The sequence below is a fragment of the Streptomyces sp. NPDC001222 genome (assembly GCF_042896945.1).
In the GTDB taxonomy this organism is placed as follows: domain Bacteria; phylum Actinomycetota; class Actinomycetes; order Streptomycetales; family Streptomycetaceae; genus Streptomyces; species Streptomyces gibsoniae.
In genome coordinates this window covers 36,738-54,520 of sequence record NZ_JBIAXT010000020.1, presented here as the reverse complement: position 1 = coordinate 54,520, position 17,783 = coordinate 36,738, and the positions used below count along the sequence as shown (strand labels likewise).

13 protein-coding genes and 3 pseudogenes are annotated in these 17,783 nt (G+C 71.0%); 6 read left to right on the top strand and 10 right to left on the bottom strand.

Annotation, left to right across the window (positions count from 1 at the left end):
* Positions 1–93: 93 nt before the first annotated feature.
* A complete protein-coding gene (locus tag ACFY2Z_RS25100) occupies positions 94–669 on the top strand; it encodes an AAA-associated domain-containing protein (RefSeq protein WP_390746345.1) in 576 nt (191 codons plus the stop codon).
* A gap of 21 nt (positions 670–690) precedes the next feature.
* On the opposite strand, the gene ACFY2Z_RS25095 is transcribed toward ACFY2Z_RS25100, so the two are convergent.
* Positions 691–1,104, bottom strand: a complete 414-nt coding sequence (locus ACFY2Z_RS25095) for an ArsR/SmtB family transcription factor (RefSeq protein ID WP_390746344.1) — start codon at positions 1,102–1,104, stop codon at positions 691–693.
* Between the two features lie 279 nt (positions 1,105–1,383).
* Between ACFY2Z_RS25095 and corA the strand changes: the two genes are divergently transcribed.
* From corA to ACFY2Z_RS25075, 4 genes are all read left to right on the top strand, one after another.
* On the top strand, positions 1,384–2,481 hold the full coding sequence (corA, locus tag ACFY2Z_RS25090; RefSeq protein ID WP_390746343.1) for a magnesium/cobalt transporter CorA: 1,098 nt from the start codon (positions 1,384–1,386) through the stop codon (positions 2,479–2,481).
* A gap of 133 nt (positions 2,482–2,614) precedes the next feature.
* A complete protein-coding gene (gene tap, locus ACFY2Z_RS25085; RefSeq protein ID WP_390746342.1) occupies positions 2,615–4,846 on the top strand; it encodes a telomere-associated protein Tap in 2,232 nt (743 codons plus the stop codon).
* A 13-nt stretch (positions 4,847–4,859) separates the two neighbouring features.
* Positions 4,860–5,414 (top strand): telomere-protecting terminal protein Tpg, encoded by a 555-nt coding sequence (gene tpg / locus ACFY2Z_RS25080; protein ID WP_390746341.1) that lies wholly within the window; start codon positions 4,860–4,862, stop codon positions 5,412–5,414.
* A gap of 301 nt (positions 5,415–5,715) precedes the next feature.
* A complete protein-coding gene (locus tag ACFY2Z_RS25075) occupies positions 5,716–6,375 on the top strand; it encodes a hypothetical protein (RefSeq protein ID WP_390746340.1) in 660 nt (219 codons plus the stop codon).
* A 169-nt stretch (positions 6,376–6,544) separates the two neighbouring features.
* Here the strand turns inward: ACFY2Z_RS25075 and ACFY2Z_RS25070 are convergent, their stop codons facing one another.
* The 5 genes and pseudogenes from ACFY2Z_RS25070 to ACFY2Z_RS25050 form a co-directional block, all read right to left on the bottom strand.
* Positions 6,545–7,210, bottom strand: a complete 666-nt coding sequence (locus ACFY2Z_RS25070) for a hypothetical protein (RefSeq protein WP_390746339.1) — start codon at positions 7,208–7,210, stop codon at positions 6,545–6,547.
* A 116-nt stretch (positions 7,211–7,326) separates the two neighbouring features.
* On the bottom strand, positions 7,327–8,268 hold the full coding sequence (locus ACFY2Z_RS25065) for a DUF6924 domain-containing protein (RefSeq protein WP_390746338.1): 942 nt from the start codon (positions 8,266–8,268) through the stop codon (positions 7,327–7,329).
* Between the two features lie 165 nt (positions 8,269–8,433).
* Positions 8,434–8,858: pseudogene (locus ACFY2Z_RS25060) on the bottom strand (barstar family protein); the annotation flags it as partial.
* Between the two features lie 256 nt (positions 8,859–9,114).
* A pseudogene (locus tag ACFY2Z_RS25055) lies at positions 9,115–9,282 on the bottom strand (DUF6817 domain-containing protein); the annotation flags it as partial.
* Between the two features lie 107 nt (positions 9,283–9,389).
* The gene (locus ACFY2Z_RS25050) at positions 9,390–10,283 is read right to left on the bottom strand and encodes a ketopantoate reductase family protein (protein WP_390746337.1); all 894 of its coding nucleotides are present in this window, start codon (positions 10,281–10,283) and stop codon (positions 9,390–9,392) included.
* A gap of 186 nt (positions 10,284–10,469) precedes the next feature.
* On the opposite strand from ACFY2Z_RS25050, the gene ACFY2Z_RS25045 reads away from it, so the two are divergent.
* Positions 10,470–11,372, top strand: a complete 903-nt coding sequence (locus tag ACFY2Z_RS25045) for a LysR family transcriptional regulator (protein ID WP_390746336.1) — start codon at positions 10,470–10,472, stop codon at positions 11,370–11,372.
* A gap of 121 nt (positions 11,373–11,493) precedes the next feature.
* Here ACFY2Z_RS25045 and ACFY2Z_RS25040 read toward each other — a convergent pair.
* The 4 genes and pseudogenes from ACFY2Z_RS25040 to ACFY2Z_RS25025 form a co-directional block, all read right to left on the bottom strand.
* Positions 11,494–12,144 (bottom strand): annotated as a pseudogene (locus tag ACFY2Z_RS25040) (maleylpyruvate isomerase family mycothiol-dependent enzyme); the annotation flags it as partial.
* 138 nt (positions 12,145–12,282) lie between these two features.
* Positions 12,283–13,161: an NlpC/P60 family protein gene (locus tag ACFY2Z_RS25035; protein ID WP_390746335.1), complete on the bottom strand. Its 879-nt coding sequence runs from the start codon at positions 13,159–13,161 to the stop codon at positions 12,283–12,285.
* Positions 13,162–13,372: 211 nt separating this feature from the next.
* Complete coding sequence (locus tag ACFY2Z_RS25030) at positions 13,373–17,260, bottom strand: helix-turn-helix domain-containing protein (RefSeq protein ID WP_390746334.1); 3,888 nt, start codon at positions 17,258–17,260, stop codon at positions 13,373–13,375.
* A gap of 153 nt (positions 17,261–17,413) precedes the next feature.
* Positions 17,414–17,779 carry a hypothetical protein gene (locus ACFY2Z_RS25025; RefSeq protein ID WP_390746333.1) on the bottom strand — a complete coding sequence of 122 codons (366 nt, stop codon included), beginning with the start codon at positions 17,777–17,779 and terminating at the stop codon, positions 17,414–17,416.
* Positions 17,780–17,783 lie beyond the last annotated feature (4 nt).

Genomic DNA, 17,783 nt, shown 5'->3' with positions numbered 1-17,783 from the left:
CAGCCGCTCCCTTCGGGCCTCATGGCCGGCTCGGCTCCATCCTGCGGACTACTGGTTGGCTTTGCAACCCTGGCGAGAGCGTCACTCAGACGTGTGCCGGGGTTGCGGAGGCCGAGTCGCAGCCCGGCCAACACCCCGCTGCCCCCGGCGAGCGTGGACGGACTGTCGGGGCTCGCGGAGATGGTGCTCCATCGCGGCGGCCGTTGCGACCTGGCCGACCTCGCCGACGTACTCGGCCTGGAGAACGACGATCTGATGCCTCAGGTCGATGCCCTGGACCTGCTGGGCTTCACCAGCCTCAGTGGGGACGACCTGCTCCTGACGGACACGGATACCGCCTTCGCGGACGCCGATGTCCAGGAGTCGAAGAAGATATTCGCCGAGGCGGTCCGACACTCCCCACCGGTCACGCTGATCGCCAACAGCCTGCGGCAGAACTCCGGCGGCAGTCTCCGCGCCGGCTTCTTCCGTGATCTGCTGGCCCACCACTTCACCACGGAGCAAGTCACCCGTCAGCTGGAGACGGCCACCGACTGGGGGCGCTACGCCGAGCTGTACTCCTACGACGCCGAGCCGCAGGAGTCCCACCTCGACGAGAGCGAGGCGAACGACGAGAACGATGACGTCGATGACAAGCGCATGGCCCTGACCGGCGAAGAGCAGGCCTGAGCCGGCGCAGACGCGCCGGTCTCAGTGTTCGGCGGCGGTCCGCCGCGCCCTGGTCACCCGTGCCGGGGCGTCCTGCTCCTGCACGGCGGCCGCTTCACCTGCCGGCGCCGCTTCCGCACCACCTGCGGTCACCACCTCGGCCGATGCCAGCACCGCACTCTCCAGCAGTGCCCGCACCTGCGGACCGGCGGCCCGGTAGAAGATGCGCGTGCCCTCCCGCCGAGAGGTCACCAGCCCCGCGGTACGCAGCTTCGCCAGGTGCTGGGAGGTGGCCGCGACATGCGCCTCGATCAGCTCGGCCAGGTGGCTGACCGGCAGCTCCCGCTCGCTCAGCGCCCACAGCAGCCGGTAGCGCGAGGGGTCGGCCACCGCCTTGAGTACCGCCACCGACCGCTCGGCCCGCTCCTCGTCCCACGACGTTACTTGCGCCTCCATGCAAGTATGTTAACCGTTGGTGCGGCTGAGGCCTCGCGTCATCAAGATGTCTGCGCCGCCCCGGCCCTTCGGCCACCCGCTCGTCAGCGCCGTCAGCGCCGTCAGCGCCGTCGGCGCCGGCGTGGTCGTCGTGGTCGGCGTGCGCCTCCTGGTCAACGTGCGCCTCCTGGTCGGCATGCGCCTCCCGGTCGCCGCTCATCCCGCCGTGAGCACCGGCTTTGACCCGGTCCTTACCCGCTGCTGCCACACTGCGCGGACCCGGCGAAGGAGAGTACCCCTATGTCCATGGTCGGCAACCTGCGCAAAGTGGCCGGCCTGACGCGTCGCGACCGCCGTCGCGTCGACCTCAGCCACCCCGCCCGCTCCCCGCTCGGCTCGGCCGTCGTCAACTGTGTCATCTACCGCGACGGCGTCCGCCAGGAGACCGCCCCCACCGTCGAGGAGTCCCTCGCCCGGGTCCGCAAACACGGTGACGGCTTCGTCTGGCTCGGCCTGCACGAGCCCACCGAGGCGGAGTTCGCGCGCGTCGCCGAGCTGTTCGGCCTGCACCCGCTCGCCGTCGAGGACGTGGTGCAGGCCCACCAGCGGCCCAAGCTGGAGCAGTACGACGACGTGCTGTTCACCGTCCTCAAGACGGTCACCTACGTCGAACACGAGCGGCTGACCGCGACCAGCGAGGTCGTCGACACCGGCGAGATCATGGTCTTCATCGGCCCCGACTTCGTCGTCACCGTCCGCCACGGACGCCATGGCTCCCTCGGCCCGCTCCGCGAGGATCTGGAGGCCGAACCCGGGCAACTGGCCAAGGGCCCCTCCGCGGTGCTGCACGCGATCGCCGACCACGTCGTCGACGACTATGTGAGCGTCGCCGACGACGTCCAGGAGGACATCGACGAGGTCGAGACCGAGGTCTTCTCACCGAACGGCATCAGGAACGCGGACGCCGGTCGCATCTACCAGCTCAAGCGCGAACTCCTGGAACTGAAGCGGGCCGTGGTCCCGCTCGGCCGTCCGCTGGAGGTGCTCTCCACGACTCCGCCGCGCACCGTCGACCCGGAGATACGCGCGTACTTCCGTGACGTCGCCGACCATCTCTCCCGTGTCACCGAGCAGATCACCGGCTTCGACGCCCTGCTCGACTCGATTCTCCAGGCCCACCTGGCGCAGGTCGCAGTCGCCCAGAACGACGACGCCCGCAAGATCACGGCCTGGGCCGCGGTCATCGCCGTACCCACCATGGTCACCGGTATGTACGGCATGAACTTCCAGTACATGCCCGAGTTGCACTGGCGCTTCGGCTACCCCCTCGCGCTGGGCGTGATCGTGGTGGTCTGTGCCGTCATCTACCGCGGGTTCAAACGCAACGGCTGGCTCTGACCGAACATCCGGCAGCCATGGTGGGGCCGCCCCCGTTCCCGCCCCGTGAGGCCGAGTGTGCGTACGCGAAACGCACGGAGAACGTACGCGATCCGTACGCCTCGCGAAGTAGGATGGCGCCCGGGAGGTGCTGATGTCCGAGCTGTTCGACGCGGTCGACGCGCTGGTGGCGTCCCGGTCCCCGTTGCCGCCGCCGGAGGAGCGCAAGCGGCTGCGTCAGGCCCATGGGCTGACTCTGGACGAGGTGGCCGGGGCGCTGAAGGTACGGCGGGCGACAGTGTCCGGCTGGGAGTCCGGCAAGACCGAACCGCGGCCGCCGGAGCGGGACGCGTACGCGCGTCTGCTCAAACAACTCGCCGCGATGTACCCCGCTCCGGCCGACCCTGCGCCGACCGCCACCGGCTCGACGCCCGAGATCACCGACCGTGCGCCCGCTCCGGCGGCGGAAGCGCGCACTGTGCCCCGAGACCGGGCATCTGAGGTTGCGGCCACGGCTTCTTCCGGGACCACCGCACCCCGCCCCGCCGTTGGTGCCGTCGCGCCGCGTCCGGCGGTCGCCACTGCGCCGTCGTCGATGTCGCGCCGCCCGATCGGGAAGCAGGCGACGCCGGCCGACGTCCCGGTGACCGCCACCGACCGGTTCGGCAACGGCCCCCTGCTCGTGATCGACGCCGACGACGACCGCCGGGTCACGGGCTACGGCGTCGGCGGCCTGGTCCTGGACGTACCCGCCAAGTCGCTGCCCGCGCTGGTCGAGTGGACGCTGAAGGAGGCACAACTGGGGGCCGAGAAGCTGCATGCCTCCGGCAAGGACGCCGACCCGCTGCTGGTGCTCACCGCGGCCGCGTGCGAGCGATACGGGCTCCCGCCCGCGCTGTCGGAATCCGAGCGGCTCGCCGGGCGGCTCTCGGACGGACACAAGGTCCTCAAGCAACTGGACCGCGCGAGCTGGCAGTTGACAAAGCGCGGGTTCGGACCCTGGGCGCGGATCTACCGCCCTGCCCAGGGCCGGGAGCGACAGTGTGTGCAGCTGTGCATCCCGTCGTGGAACGCGCTCGACACCCGCACCTGGGGCCACGCCGCGCAGCTCGACCCGGCGGAACTCGCCCGGCTGCTGGCCACCTACGCGACCCGCGTCATGACACCGCGGGGCTCCACCGCCGTCACCGGCCTGGAGCTGATGACCGCCCTCAACCCGCCGACCCGAGCCGGCGAGCCGGACGCGAGCGGCAGGCGGCACAAGGAGCACCGGCCCGGTTCACTGGGCGAGCACCCGATCGACTGCGCGCCGTGCGAGGCACCCGACGGACACCCGCTGCTCGCCGACCTGCCCCGCTTCCACCAGCGGGGACCCGCGGAGATGCTGTTCGAGGAAGCGTACGACTGGGCCCGGGAGCTGACCGACGCGGAGTGCATGCAGCGGTTCCTGGTCGGCATCGACGTCAACCTCGCCTTCGGCGCGGCTGCCAACGGCGCGGTCGTCGGACTGGCGACCCCGCCCGTGCACGTCACCCATCCCACCTTCGACCCGACGCTGCCCGGGACGTGGCTGGTCGACCTGTCCCACGTCGACCTCTCCCATGTCCTGCTCGGCAAGCAGAGGCGGCGACTTGAAGGCGCTTTGCTGCCCAGCCCGTTCACCCCGACCGGCGAGCGACCGACGGGCCCGGCCTGGTATGCGACCCCTACGGTGGCGTACGCGGTGGAACTCGGTTACGAGGTAGCCCCGATCGAGGCCTGGGTGCGGCGGGAGAAGGGCAGGTTCCTGGACGGCTGGTACAAGCGACTGCGCAACGCCTACGTCGACACCATGGGCGACCTGGGCGTGGGAGAGTCGCTGCCCCCGCAGCAGTTCCTCCAGGCCATGGACGGCTACAAGCAGCGTGACCCTGAGGCGGCGATCGTGCTGGACGCCGTCAAGTCCACGGTGAAGGGCGGCATCGGCAAACTGCGCGAGCGGGCGCGTGGCGGCGGCTGGAAGCCCGGCCAGGCATGGCCTGCCCTCGCGCGGCCGACATGGCGGCCGGACATCCGTGCGGTCGTCATCTCCCGGGCCCGTATCAACATGCACCGCAAGATGGTGGCCCTCGCGGCGGCCACCGGTCGGTACCCGGTGGCGGTCCTGTCGGACTGTGCCGTGTACGCAGCCACCGGGCCGTCGCCGCTGGACGTCCTGCCGTACGACGCCGACGGCAAGACCGTGCCCGGCTCCTTCCGGCTGGGGGTGTCGCCGGGGATGGTCAAGCACGAGGGGACCCAGACCACCCTGTGGGCGGAGGAAGTGCGCGAGCAGTACGGCGAGGTCCTCAACCTCGCCCGCTACATCAAGACGGGCGAGGTCACCGCCCAGGACGACGGAGAGTGAGAGGCGAGGGCCGATGGACACGGTCGGGGACGGTCTCGACTCCGTACTGCAGAAGGCGTTCACACGACCGATCCCGAAGAGCGCGGGTGCGCAGATGCGGTATCTGGTCCGGCAGCTCAAGGGCACCAGGGCGGTGGCCGAGCTGCTCGGCGTCACCCAGCGCACCGTCGAGCGGTATGTGAAGGACCAGATCAAAAGGCCCCGGCCGGAACTGGCGCAGCGCATAGAGCGTGAGGTCAGGAAGCGGTGGCAGCCGCAGATCCGCGCCAGGGCCAAGGAGGCCGCGGCCACCACCGGTGGCATCGTCATCGACACCCGCGCCCGGTTCGGCTACGCCGCCGCCCCGGGCACCACCGACGACGCCCGGCTGCGCCACCTCACCGTGGCGCTGCCCCCGCAGTACGCCGCCCGGCTCTTCGAGACCAAGGACGCGGGCGGCACCGAGCAGCAGCTACGGGACATCGCGGCCGAGGGCCTCCAGGAGATCTACTTCAAGGACCACGGCCGCCGGGCCCAGGGCCTGCTGGTGGAGTTCACCGACGTGGAGCAGGTGGAGTTCGACCTGTAGGCACGCTGTGACGGAGCGAGTCCCGGCCATGCCGGGAACGCGGCGGATCGCACTGATCGTGCGCTCGGTCAAGGCGCGGCACATCGTCGGGGTGGGCCGTTCCGCCCCGGCGGCCCCGTCCCCGCTTCCTGCGGCCGGTGACACAGCCGTTAAGGTCACCCCGAGCAGGGGTTTCTCCTCTTGCATGAGCGAAACGGGAGCCAGTGTGGCCGAGATGCCGATAACGACCACCTTCGTCACCACTCCGGCCATGGTGCTTCGCTCGTATCGGGCGTGTGCTCGGCGGGGATACATCCAGCGCTTGGTGATCACCATCGGGCTTCTGGTCGTGGGCGGTGGCATGTGCGTGGCCGGGCTCGCCGGGGTTCGCGGTGCTGTCCCGATCGGCGCGGTGTTGATGCTGTGCGGAGCGGGATCCTTCCTGTTGCGCGAGCGTTCGGTCCGGCGCCAGCTGGCGCCCTACCTGGTGGGTGAGCGGGAGGTCACGGTCACCATGACGGATACGGAGTACCGCACTCAGGGCGCGGACCGGTCCACGTCCCGGACGTGGACGACGTTCCGGAGTGTCTCGCGTGTCGGTGACTTCTGGGTGCTGCGCGTGTCATCGCAGATGGCCATGGGCTTGCCGGTCGCTGCGTTGAACGATCAGCAGACGGCGGCTTTCCTCGAACTGCTGCGGAAAAAGGGGCTCGACCGGACGATGTCCCCCCTGGCGGCAGGCGCGGCGATTGGTGCCCTGCGCATGCGCCCTGGCTGGGTCCCGTTCGTGACCGTCCTGCCGTGGACGGTGGTGTTGCTCGTTTTCCTCCGGCTGGTCATGGGCTACATCTGGCCGGTGAGTCTCGGAGTACCGGTCCTCTACACGGTGTATGCCTGGGTGACGTCGGTGCGATCCGTTCGCAGAAGGGCGGCCGCCGACCTTGGGGCCCGCACAGCCGTGCCGGAGGACAGTGCCGCATAGCAGTTCCCCGCGGAACTTGTGCCTGTGAAGGGTGAACATGTCGCTGCCGGTGCGGGATTGCCGGCGTTCTACGACATCCCCGCCGAGCACGGGTTCCTTCCGTCTGCTCACCTCCTTGCCCTGCACATACGGGTGTCAAGGAACTTGCGCCCAAGGTCATCGAGTCACGTCAGGCGGACCAGTCGGTGGCGTAGCCGATCTCGGCGGCCGCATCCGCGACGATGCTCAGGGACACGGCGCTGTTCAGAGCACGGACCGTCTCCCGGTCGAGTGGACGAAGATCGTACAGTCGGCGCACTGCGGCGATGTTCACAGGTATTTCGTAGTAGTCCTCGGCGAACTCCTTGAACCTCTCCGGCGTGGAGGTGGTGAGCAAGTCGAACAACCAGTCGGCACCATCTGGATCCTGATACCCCTCGGGGAAGTCGATCTCTCCCGCTGCCCACCGATCGCTCCCCGCCTCCCGCCACAGGCAGGCGGTCACACTGGGTTTGCCCTCGTGTGTGAAAGCCGGCTCCAGGACGTGGTGTCCGAAGACCGGGGGAACCGAGTCCACGACACCCGGCCACGGGGCGTCGTTGACACAGGGACTCATCGGCGACTCGTGGTCGAACCCCCGGACATACACACCGGCCTCGGAGAAGATCACGTCGAACTCGTCGCCGGAGCCGTTGCGCATCGACGCGATCTCCTCCGTCTCCGACCACTTCGCGCTGAACGAGTAGTAGCGCTCGCCATCCGGATTGAGCACCGCCTCAACCATGGCTATCGACCGACAAAGATCCCGAAGTACTGGGATGTCGGGAAGCGATCGGGCGACATCATGAACAGTCATGAGGGCATCCAACCCGACGCCACTGACATTCCGCGCGCACGCCGCGAGCACCCAGGCAGGTGATGGGTGGCAGCAGGCCTGCCTGAGTGACAGCTGCCGGGCTCAGGCTCAGCCGATCATTCCTCCCACCACGGCTCGACGCCCTCCACGGCGACGAATTCGTGGAAGTCCATATTGCTGATGTCCAGATTGCACGCCATCGACCCGACGTTGCGACACGGAAGGACGGCGGGCTGTCCCGGGGTGTCGTACAGGTCGACGGCGGTCAGCGGTCGGCCTGGCTCCGCAAACGTCCTGGCGTCGGCGAGCGCGACCAGTGTGGTGTGCTCCTTGGGCGGGACCAGCGCCGGGACCTGGCCTGGCGCGAGGCCCTCGAAGGCTCGGTCGTCGACCACCAGCGCCGTGAGCGGGAATTCGTCCGGGTCGATCTCGTCGAAGTCCACGTCCGACCCGACCCAGCCGCTCTCGTCGGCACCGCCCAACTCGTCGAGCAGGGCGCGCCAGCCGTCCTCGTCGTCGAAGGAGGTTCGGACCAGCAGGACCGCGTCGGTGGAGGGCAGTGCCGGGAAGGAGCGGCGGTTCGGCGCCGTCAGCGCGGGGAAAGCCGGGCGGCCACCGTCCCCCTGGTACTTGCCATACCTGTCCATGTCGCGCACCAGGTCGTCGAACGTGAGCGTGCCGCCCAGCAGAGCCGCCAGGACCTCGTCGAGCCGTGGCGACGGGACCCGGACGCCGCGTCCGGGTATCGGCCCCAGGTCCACCAGCAATGGCCCGTCCCCGCCGTACACCACAGGGATGTCCGCCAGGACGACGACCGGCGGCACAAGGCCGGCGCCCGGGACGAGCGCCGGAACGTTACCGCCGTGCAGGTAGTTCCACCCGCTGCCCTCGACCAGGTGGAGCCGCACTCCGCTGTCCCCGAGAACGAGTACGTCGTCCTCTCGGCGGCCCCCGATCTCGTCGAGCAGACTGCCCCACAGGGCCTTGTCATCCTCGTAGCACGTGCAGATCAACAGCACTTCACCCGGCGCAGGCTGGGGAAGCTGGGGAAAGGACATGGCTCTCCTTCGGAGGACTGGCGCGAGCACCAGGACACTAGCTCACCGGTTCAGCTGATGTGCGGGCGAGTTGATCAGGTCGGCTCCGAAGGTGGCCAATGGGCTGACGGCGTCGACCCGCTCCGTGCGGACTCGGGCGCCGCGATGCTCGACCTCGGTCGCGCGTCACGCCAGGGTGACGTGCATCCCGCCATCGGCCAGGGCTTTGAGGGTCTTGGTGAACAGGTCGAAGTGACGGCCGTCCGGTGTGAGGTTTCGGGACAGGTGCTCGCGTGCGGTCGCGGAGTTCCGCCAGAGCAGGGTTGCGAGGCGGTGTAGCCGAAGGTGCCGCGCAGACAGTCGTCGAGGGCGGCCAGGCAGCCGCCGAAGTAGCCACCCGGACCGTTCACCGCCTCGCCGAGTGCCAGATAGAGGCCCGGGACGTCGGTGATGTGGCGGCCGTCGAGCTCGTAGGCGTGACCGGCCGGCCGGTCGTGGCGCTCGCGTCGGCAGGGCCGCTCCCGGACGAGGTCGAGCCAGGCATCGCGTTCCCGTGTGTCGAGGTCCGACCAGGCGCCGAGGGTGCCCGGCGGCCCGGCCAGCCACTGCTCCAGGCGAACAGCCGTACAGGTCCGGGCCGTGGCGCCGGGCCAGCTCGGCGTTGTGCGTCAGCACGTCGAGCTCGTTCGCCGCCGTGATCTCCAGGAACGCGCGTATGTCGGGCTCAGGCGGTGTGTGTTCTGCCCCCGTGAAGCGGTCGCGGAAGACGACCGGCCGCGCTTCGGACAGGCGCGGGTACACGACACCTCGGTCGCAGCCCGCGTAGAGGTAGACCAGCTCCTCGGCGCGGTCGCCGATCAGCTCGGCGAGCACGGGGCGCTCGGTGGTGTTCAGCAGTGTCTGATCGAACCCGGCGGTTCCGTACGAGGCGTGACACAGCCCCGCGACCCGCACGTCCGGTTCGGCGCCCCACTGGTTCAACAGCCGCGCCACGCGGATCAGATGTCGTAGAAGCGTGCCTCCGGGATGCGGCATCCGGTCGGCGCCCCGGGCGGCCAGGAAGCTTGTGATCTCCGGCCGGTCCGGCGCGCCGCCCGGGCCGCCCGCCGGGGAGTGTCCGTCGGTGGGGGAGGGGGGCTGCGTCACCCCTCCTGGCGTACCGCGCGGGCCACCTGTGCCACCAGTCGTGCCGTGACCGGCGTGTCGACGTCATGGGCGGCCGCGGCGCGCAGGACGGCTCCGCCGATGGCGTCGAGTTCGAGCGGGCGTCCGGCCTCGGCGTCGCGCTGCATCGAGGACTTCATCGTCTGCGGAGCGCGGTCGAAGAACGAGACCACGGCATCGGTGGACGCGGCCGCGCCCGCCGCCTGCGCCACGGCGGTGATCTCGTCGAGGACGGCGAGCAGTTCCGCTCGATGCTCCGTGCGGACGGTACCGACATCGGTCCGGTGGCAGGTGGTCAGCAGGGCGAAGGGAGCGAGGAAGGCGAGCTTGTCCCAGAGCATCGCGCTCTCGTCGTCGCGCAGGGACACGCCGAGACCGCAGTGGCGCAGTCGTTCCGCCAACTCTGTGACGTCTCCGGCCAGTTCGATGTCGGCGAAGGGGCTGGTGTGGACGATGCGTCCGGGTGCGGTGCGGGTGGCCTCGACTCTGATCGTCCCGGCGACGACCCGGGCCGCCGGGTAGCGCCCACGGATCACGGCGAGGTGGTCCAGGCCGTTGAGCAACGGAATCACGACCGCATCGCCGAGGACGTGGGGCGGCACGCGGTCGAGCGCCGCCGCGAGGGCGGTCTGTTTGACCGTCACGAACAGTACGTCCACCGGTTCGCGCAGTTGGGTATCGGCCTCCACCGCCGCGGTGAACTCACCGTACGGCGTGCTCTCGATGCGTAGACCGTCCCGGCGCAGTACGGTCGCGGTCTCCTCGCCGGCCAGGCAGACGACGCCATGCCCGTCGCGGGCGAGCAGCCCGCCGACCAGGCCGCCGATGCCGCCCGGGCCGAGGACGGCCACCGTCGGATGGGAAGTGGTCATGTGGGCTCCTGTCCTTGGGAAAGCGATGTGTTGTGGGTCGGCACCCGCCCTGCCTCCGCGCGTCCGGACCGCGGTGGAAGCACGGGCGGGTTGCCGCCCTGGGCCCTGCATCGATGATCAAGCCCCCTGGAACCCAAGTCAATCCAGGGGTTTGCTGGGGAGACCCCAAGCAATACCTTGGGGCTCGTGACACTCGACGATCTTCGCGTCTTCGCCGTGGTCTGCCGAACCGGCTCCCTGAGCGCAGCCGCCCGCGATCTGGCCTGCACACAGTCCGCGGTCAGCCAGCATGTGAAGCGGCTCGAGCGGGAGATCGGTCTCAGTCTGCTGGAGCGCCGACCACGGGGCGTCGTACCGACCCCGGCCGGGAGACGGCTGCACTCGGCGGTGACGGACGGCCTCGGGTGCATCGACCACGCTCTGCGGCAGCTGGAGGAACTCGCGCACGCGGACGGCGGATCGGTACGGGTCACCACCGGGGCGACCACCGTCCGGCACTTCATGGCTGCCGCCGTCGTCGACTTCCGGCGGCGCTTTCCCCAGGCCAGCCTGGAGTTCCAGACCGAACCCTCCAGCCGTGGCTGCTTCGACGCCCTCGCCGCCGGCAGCGTCGACCTTGCCTGGGTCACCCTCGGGCCCTCGATCCGCTCCGCCGAGCAACACCCCGTCGTCGAGCTCCCCTGGGCGCTCGCCGTCACAGCGCGGGACCCGTTGGCGGGCAGAGCGTTCATCGAGCCCGCCGATCTGCAGGACGCCCGGCTCATCGGGCTCCCGGAGAACTCGACCTCCCGCTCCCAACTCAGCTCCTGGCTCGCCGAGTCCGGGATCCGTCCGGTCTTCGACACCAGTGTCACCGACTGGGACACGGCCATCCTGCTCGCCGAGCTGGGACTCGGCCACGCCGTCGTCCCGACCCTGCCCGACTGGAGCGGCCCCGGACATCCGGACCTGCGGCTGATTCCCGTCCCCGCGCTCCCGCCTCTCGCCGCGGGCTGGGCGGTGCGCCGCTGGGACGCCCTCTCCCCGCTCGCCCGCGCCTTCGCGGAAGGTGTCGCACACCACTGCCGAAAGCGGCCGGCCACGCCGTGAAGGGGCGTGCCTCAGGACCAGCCAGGGGCCGGAGGGGGCGGTCACGCCGGTGGGGTCGGCAGCGGCAGCTCCGAGCGGAGGGCCGTGTCCCCACCACGCCGGCGCCACGTCGGCGAGCCAGGCGAGGAGGACATGGTCCGAACCGGTGACCGTCTGGCCGGTCGGGGCGAGCGACCAGGCACGGTCGAGGTCGGGTGCCTCGAGCCGGGCGAGGGGGGAAGTCGCGTGCGGTCAACGCGGCGACGGTGTCGTCGAGGGCCCAGATGACGAAGTCGACGGGCCAGTCGGCGGTGGTGTGGCCGAGGGACAGATCGGCATGGTCGATCTCGCGTTCGCGTCGCGCGCGGTGGAGGGTGAACGAGGCCGGGTGACGCCGGCCGGCCAGGGCGGTGACCAGGGCGGACCAGCGCCCGATGGGCATGGCTGTGGCCTCGTCGAGCAGCCGGTCCACGCTCTTGTGCAGGTCGGCGACGAGCGTGGCGGCGTCGCGTCCCGCCCCTTCGCGTCGTGCGCGCGCCAAGGCGGGGCCGTCGGCGCGGGGGCCGGGCTCGATCCCGGTGCGGGCCAGATGGAGCAGCCACCGGTAGGCGTCAGCGCTGCGCGTGAGATGGGTGATGACGTGTCCACGGCTCCAACCGGCGAGCGCGGACGGCTCGCGGGCCTGAAGGCCGGTCAGCTCGCCGAGACCGGCAGCCAGACGTGCGGCGGAACCTCGCAAGGCATCGAGCAAGGCGGTCAGGTCCGCTCGGGTGAGGTCGATGCTCGCGGTCACGGGCCGGTACTCTACGGCGGCCCGGCACGTGCTCACGCCGTAGCGCCGGCCCGATGCGCACACGGCGTCGTGGACGAGGCAGCGCGGCGCCCTCGCGGGCGCCGCGCTGAGCAGCTTGCGCTGCCGTCGTCCCCCGGTTCAGGACGCGCAGGTGGGCACGCCGTCGAGCCAGGCCGGGCCCTGGATGTAGATGTTGGTGACCCAGGCCCGGTAGTCGGGCAGATAGGACCAGGCGTCGTTGGTGTATCCGTCGGCGGTGACGAGTTCCGCGTGCTTCTGGCACTCGACCCGGATCGTGGTCGGACCCGGGAAGGCGTACACCCGTGCCGCCTTCGTGGACGGCTGGTCCTTCGTCCAGACACCGGTGCCCCACGTGTGGAACACATGTCCGGTCACCGTCCCGGTGTTGACGCGCAGCGCACCGAAGTAGTCACCGCCCAGGCGGACATCACTGACCATCAGCTTCGTGCCCGACTGCCGAGCCTCGACCATCTTGCCGGCGCCCAGGTAGATCGCGATGTGGTGGAGGTCCTGAGAGGTGCCCCAGGCGAGCAGGTCGCCGGGCAGCAGCGGGGCGAGACCCTGAGCGGCCGTGAAGCGGGCGGCGGCGCGGGGCGTGTAGTACTGGGCGCCGGCGTCGCCGTCGAGGATGTCGGACCCGGCGGCCTGTGCGTAGGCGTAGCGCACCAGCCCCGAGCAGTCGAAACCGCGCCGCTCGGGATCGTGTTCGCTGGCCGGGTCGGTCGGGTCGACCTGGCCGTAGGTGGCGCCGGGCTGCGCGCCGTGGCCGCCGCCCCAGCTGTACCAGACTCCTGCCGCCACCTGCGCACAGGCCGCCGAGATCGCCTGCTCGGCCGCCGTGGAGGCGCCCGGTGCCAGGACGGCGCACCCTTCGGCGGCTCGTGGTGCGGTGGTGAGGGGTGTTCGCTCGGCCGCCAGGGCCGAGGGTGCGGACACCCAGGTGACAAGGGTGAGTACGCCGATGATTACGCCGATGAGACCGGTCCTGTCGCGCATGCCGGTACCCCCGTTCGTGTCGTGGACGTGCTGTGGTCGCGAGCGGATCCCCGCTGCGGCGCAGGCAGTTCGTGGCGCCGGTGTGCGGGCCCCGCATCGGCGTCCAGGCTGCCGATCGGCCACCCCGCGGGTCGACGCCGACGCGGCACCCTCTTCGGGAAGGCGACGGGAAACCCTTGGGAAACCCCCGCCCGTCACGGCGGACGGGGCCTCAGGTGCGGCCGCAGGCCTGCCGGACCGACACGCCGGAGTCGGGCGTGAGCCCCGCACTCGCGTTGCGGCCCGCGGACTTGAGCAGTCGGCAGACCTGGGCCAGCCGCTCGGAGAGGTCCAGGTCCCACAGCCGTACCGTGCCGTCGTTGCTGCTGCTGGCCACCGTCCGTCCGTCCGGGGAGAAGACGACGCCCCACACCGCGTTGGTGTGACCGGTCAGGGCGGCCCAGGCGCGTCGCCCTCGCACGTCCCACAGCCGCACCGTCCGGTCGCTGCCGCTGCTCGCGAGCAGATGGCCGTCCGGTGAGAAGGCGATGCCACGCACCGCCCCGGCATGGCCGGTCAGGGACGCCTCCGGTCGCCTCCGGCCCAGGTCCCACAGGCGTACGGTGCCGTCGTTGCCGCCGCTGGCCAGCGTGTGCCCGTCCGGGCTGTACGCCACCGCGCGCACCGCACCGGTGTGGCCGGTGAGCGTGGCGGTGGGGCGGTGGGTGGCCACGTCCCACAGCCGCACGGTCAGATCGTCTCCGGCGCTGGCGAGGGTGCGTCCGTCGGGACTGAAGGCGACGTCGTTGACGTAGTCGGTGTGCCCGGTGAGCACGGCGAGGGGGCGGTGGGTCGGCACGTCCCACAGGCGTACGGTGCGATCGGATCCTGCCGATGCCAGCGTGCGGCCGTCGGGGGCGAACGCCACCGCGAACACGCTTCCGCGGTGGCCTGCGAGCGTGCCGAGCGGGCGGCGGTCCGCAACGTCCCACAGGCGTACGGTGCCGTCGGATCCCGCCGACGCCAGCGTGCGGCCGTCGGGAGCGAACGCCACCGAGACCACGCTCTCGCGATGGCCGGTCAGGACGGCCGGCAGCCGTCGCCGGGTCACCTCCCACACCCGTACCGTGTGATCGGTGTCAGCGGTGGCCAGCAGCGTGCCGTCCGGGCTGTAAGCGGCGTGCGTGACCTCGGTGAACGGCGGTGCGGCGAGCGCCCGGCCCCTGAGGTCCCACAGCACGACGGACTGGTCGAAGCCCGCGGTGGCCAGCAGGGTCCCGCTTCCGTTCACGGCCACACCGAGGACGTAGTCCGTGTGTCCGGCCAGCGTCGCGGTGGGCCGTCCGCTGCGTACGTCCCACAGCCGGGTCGTACCGTCGCCCCCCGCGCTGACGACACTCGCGCCGTCGGGCGTCCAGGCGACCCCGTTGACATCGTCACCGTGTCCGGTGAGTGTCGCGGTCAGCCGGCGCGTGGTCACGTCCCACAGCCGTACGGTCCGGTCCACGCCTCCCGTGGCCAGACTGTGCCCGTCCGGTGAGAACGCCACGCCCAGCACCTCGTCGGTGTGGCCGCGCAGTTCGGCCAGGGGGCGGGCCGTGTCGGTGCTCCACAGCCGTACGGTGCGATCGGATCCGGCCGAGGCGATCGTCCGGCCGTCAAGCGCGTACGACAGCGCGGTGACGGTCCCGGAGTGACCGCGCAGCACCGCGCCGGCCCGGTGGCCGGGCCCGGTGTCCCACAGCTGCACCGCTCCGTCGAGGCTCGCGACGGCGAGCGTACGGCCGCGGGGATCGAAGGCCACCGCTCGGGCGCCCGCGGTCCGTTCGGGTAGCACGGTCTCGGTCCGTCGGCCGTCCGTGAGCCACAACCGCACGGGCCCGTCCGTCGAACTGGCGGCAAGAACATGGCCGTCGGGGCTGAAGGCGACCGAGCGTACCCGGCCGGGCAGGGTGAGCGTCGCGATGGTGCGGTGGTCGGATAATCGTCGCAGCTTCACGGTTCCGTCGGAACTCGCCGTGGCCAGCAGCCGGTCGTCCGGCGAGAAGGCGAGGGCGTTGACCGGCCCTCGATGGCCGCCGAGCCGACTGGCGAACGGCTGGGCCTGGGTGCTCAGCAGTGCGCCGCGTGCCTCGGCCGTGGGGCGGGCCCGGTAGGCCGCCACCGCCAGCAGCATCGAGGCCTCGGGCCGGCCGCCGGCCAGTGAGGTGGACTCCAGGGCGAGGGCCTGTGAGCGGGAGACGTGCTCCTGGTCCAGCGCCGCCGTGCGCTGCTGATAGGCCAGGCCGCCCGCGACCAGGGCGAGTCCGAGCAGGACGACGAGCGTGGCCAGCATGGCCTCGCGCACCCGTTCCTGACGCCGGGCCCGCCGCTGCCGTGCCCCCTCCTCTGCGCAACTCGCTTGCAGGAATGCCTTCTCCGCCCGGCTCAGACGGCTCGATCCCTCCAGCTCATCGGCCCAGGAGCGTGCCGTTTCCAGCCGGGTGCCCCGGTACAGCGCGGAGGCGTCACAGCCTTCGCGCTCCCAGTCCGCGGCGGCATGGGCGAGCTGCTGGTGGATCAGGAGCCCGGCCCGGTCCGCACGGATCCAGTCGCGCAGCCGTGGCCAGGCGTGCAGCAGCGCCTCGTGGGTGATCTCGACCATGTCGTGGTCCACGGTGATCAGCCGGGCCCGTACGAAGGCGTCGAGCGCCGTCGCGACATCGTCCGTGTCGCCGAGCTGCTCCATCAGGACGGTCCGGCTCGCCCGGCGCCGTGTCGCGCCGGTGTCCTTGGAGACATGCACCAGCCGGGACAGGATGCGTCGGATGGTTCTCTGCTCGGCCCGATGCAATCGGGCGAACACGTCCTCGGCGGTGCGGGCGACCGCGCCCCGGATACCGCCTGCGCGTTCGTACCCGGCAACGGTCAAGGTCGACTGCTCGCGGTACTGCCAGGTGGCCAGCAGCGCATGGGACACCAGAGGCAGCAACCCGGACGGCGTCTCCTGGACTTCCCTACCACCAGGGCCGTCCGCGTCGGGCTCCTCGCGCAGCCCGGCGTCACCCAACAGCAGTGGGACCAGCCCGGGTTCGAGCGTCACACCTGCGAGTTCCGCGGGGCGGGTGACCGACTCGCGCAGCTCCGCGACCGACATCGGAGGCAGCGCGAACAGCCCTTCGGTGAACACCGAGGCCAGTTCGGGCAGTTCCAGACATCGTCCGGAGAAGTCGGCCCGCAGCCCGAGCACGACCACGGCAGGGTCGTACGGGGGCCCGGAGGGCGCGGCGGTGGCCAGGGCGCACAACACCCGGACGTAGGCACGACGTTCGCCCTCGTCCGGACAGAGGGTGAACAGCTCCTCGAACTGGTCCACGAGCAGCACCGGGCATACCGGAGGCGGCCTGCGGTCGTCGAGCGCGGACTCCGGCCGCCCCGCGTCCGTCAGCCGGTGGACCGCGTCCAGCAGCGCCCGGGGCTTGTCCCGGAGTTCGGCGACGCTCAGGCGCAGATCGCAGCCCAGCGCCTTCGCCGTCCTCTCCAGCAGCTCCTCCAGGGGGCGCGCCGTAGGAGTGAGGGAGACCACCGGCCAGCGGTCCGCGCCCGGCATGGGAAAGCGGCCCGGGCGCCCGAGAGCGGGCACGAGCCCCGCGCTGAGCAGCGAGGACTTGCCCGCACCCGACGGGGCGACCAGCATCAGCGGCCCGTCGCCGATGCGCTGGAAGAGCTGCTCGACGAGCGCGGCCGTCGCGCGTTCCCTGCCGAAGAACCACTCGGCGTCCTGCGCGGTGAACGCCGACAGGCCGCGATAGGGGCAGGCCGGCGCGCCGATATCGTTGTCACGGGCGTGTTCCCGGGTGGTCGCCGCCTCCGCCAGCGCGAGCAACTCGCCCTCGGCGGCGAGGATGCGATCGCAGCGCCGGGCGACATCCACGGTGGGCGGCTTGGCCCCCGTCTCGATCTTGCTCAGATAGCCCTTGCTGTAGTGGGTCTGCCGGGCCAGATCGGCCAAGGACAGCCCGCGTTGCCGTCTCAACCGTCTCAGCCGGGCGGCGAAGGTCGGGGTGGTCGTCCCCGGTCCTTCCGGTTCGTTGCCGTCATGATCGTGTGCCTGCTGTGGCTCCCTCAAGGCGTCCCCCATGGCATCCCTGCGCCCGTACCGTGAGACGGCGGATGCCCAGGTTACGTTCCGTGCGGGAGCCGAGGCGAAGCGCTTCACTCGTAAGTGGCGCAAACGCGCGCTTCCGGAACCACCCGGGCAGGGGCGGTTCCGGAAGCGGGTGTGCGGTGCCCGTCAGGGCCGGTTGAGCGTGATGGAGTTGATCGGCGACAGATCGGCCCACACGCCCGTCTGCTGAGCGAACGCGCCTCCGCAGCCCTTGCCGTCGTATCCCGTGCACAGGCTGGCGGTCGCTCCGCCGTACTGGTTGTTGAGGACCCAGTGCCATCCGTACTGGTTGCTCAGGTTGTGGGGGCCGTAGCTGTAGAAGATCTGGCTGGGCGAGACGGCCGGATTCTGGTTCTGCGGGTAGACGCAGACCGCGCCCGACGGACAGCCGGCCCAGTCGGCCGCCGGCTTGGCCTGGGCCGCACCGCCCAGTGCCACCACGGCCGCAGCGGCGGTCGCGAGCGCGGCGGCGCCGCGGAAGATGCTGCGCATGGTC

Bases quoted from the DNA above. Each gene is read 5' to 3' on its own strand.
- ACFY2Z_RS25095 (WP_390746344.1), bottom strand. From the start codon at position 1,104: ATGGAGGCGCAAGTAACGTCGTGGGACGAGGAGCGGGCCGAGCGGTCG.
- corA (WP_390746343.1), top strand. From the start codon at position 1,384: ATGTCCATGGTCGGCAACCTGCGCAAAGTGGCCGGCCTGACGCGTCGC.
- tap (WP_390746342.1), top strand. From the start codon at position 2,615: ATGTCCGAGCTGTTCGACGCGGTCGACGCGCTGGTGGCGTCCCGGTCC.
- tpg (WP_390746341.1), top strand. From the start codon at position 4,860: ATGGACACGGTCGGGGACGGTCTCGACTCCGTACTGCAGAAGGCGTTC.
- ACFY2Z_RS25070 (WP_390746339.1), bottom strand. From the start codon at position 7,210: ATGACTGTTCATGATGTCGCCCGATCGCTTCCCGACATCCCAGTACTT.
- ACFY2Z_RS25065 (WP_390746338.1), bottom strand. From the start codon at position 8,268: ATGTCCTTTCCCCAGCTTCCCCAGCCTGCGCCGGGTGAAGTGCTGTTG.
- ACFY2Z_RS25050 (WP_390746337.1), bottom strand. From the start codon at position 10,283: ATGACCACTTCCCATCCGACGGTGGCCGTCCTCGGCCCGGGCGGCATC.
- ACFY2Z_RS25035 (WP_390746335.1), bottom strand. From the start codon at position 13,161: ATGCGCGACAGGACCGGTCTCATCGGCGTAATCATCGGCGTACTCACC.
- ACFY2Z_RS25030 (WP_390746334.1), bottom strand. From the start codon at position 17,260: ATGGGGGACGCCTTGAGGGAGCCACAGCAGGCACACGATCATGACGGC.
- ACFY2Z_RS25025 (WP_390746333.1), bottom strand. From the start codon at position 17,779: ATGCGCAGCATCTTCCGCGGCGCCGCCGCGCTCGCGACCGCCGCTGCG.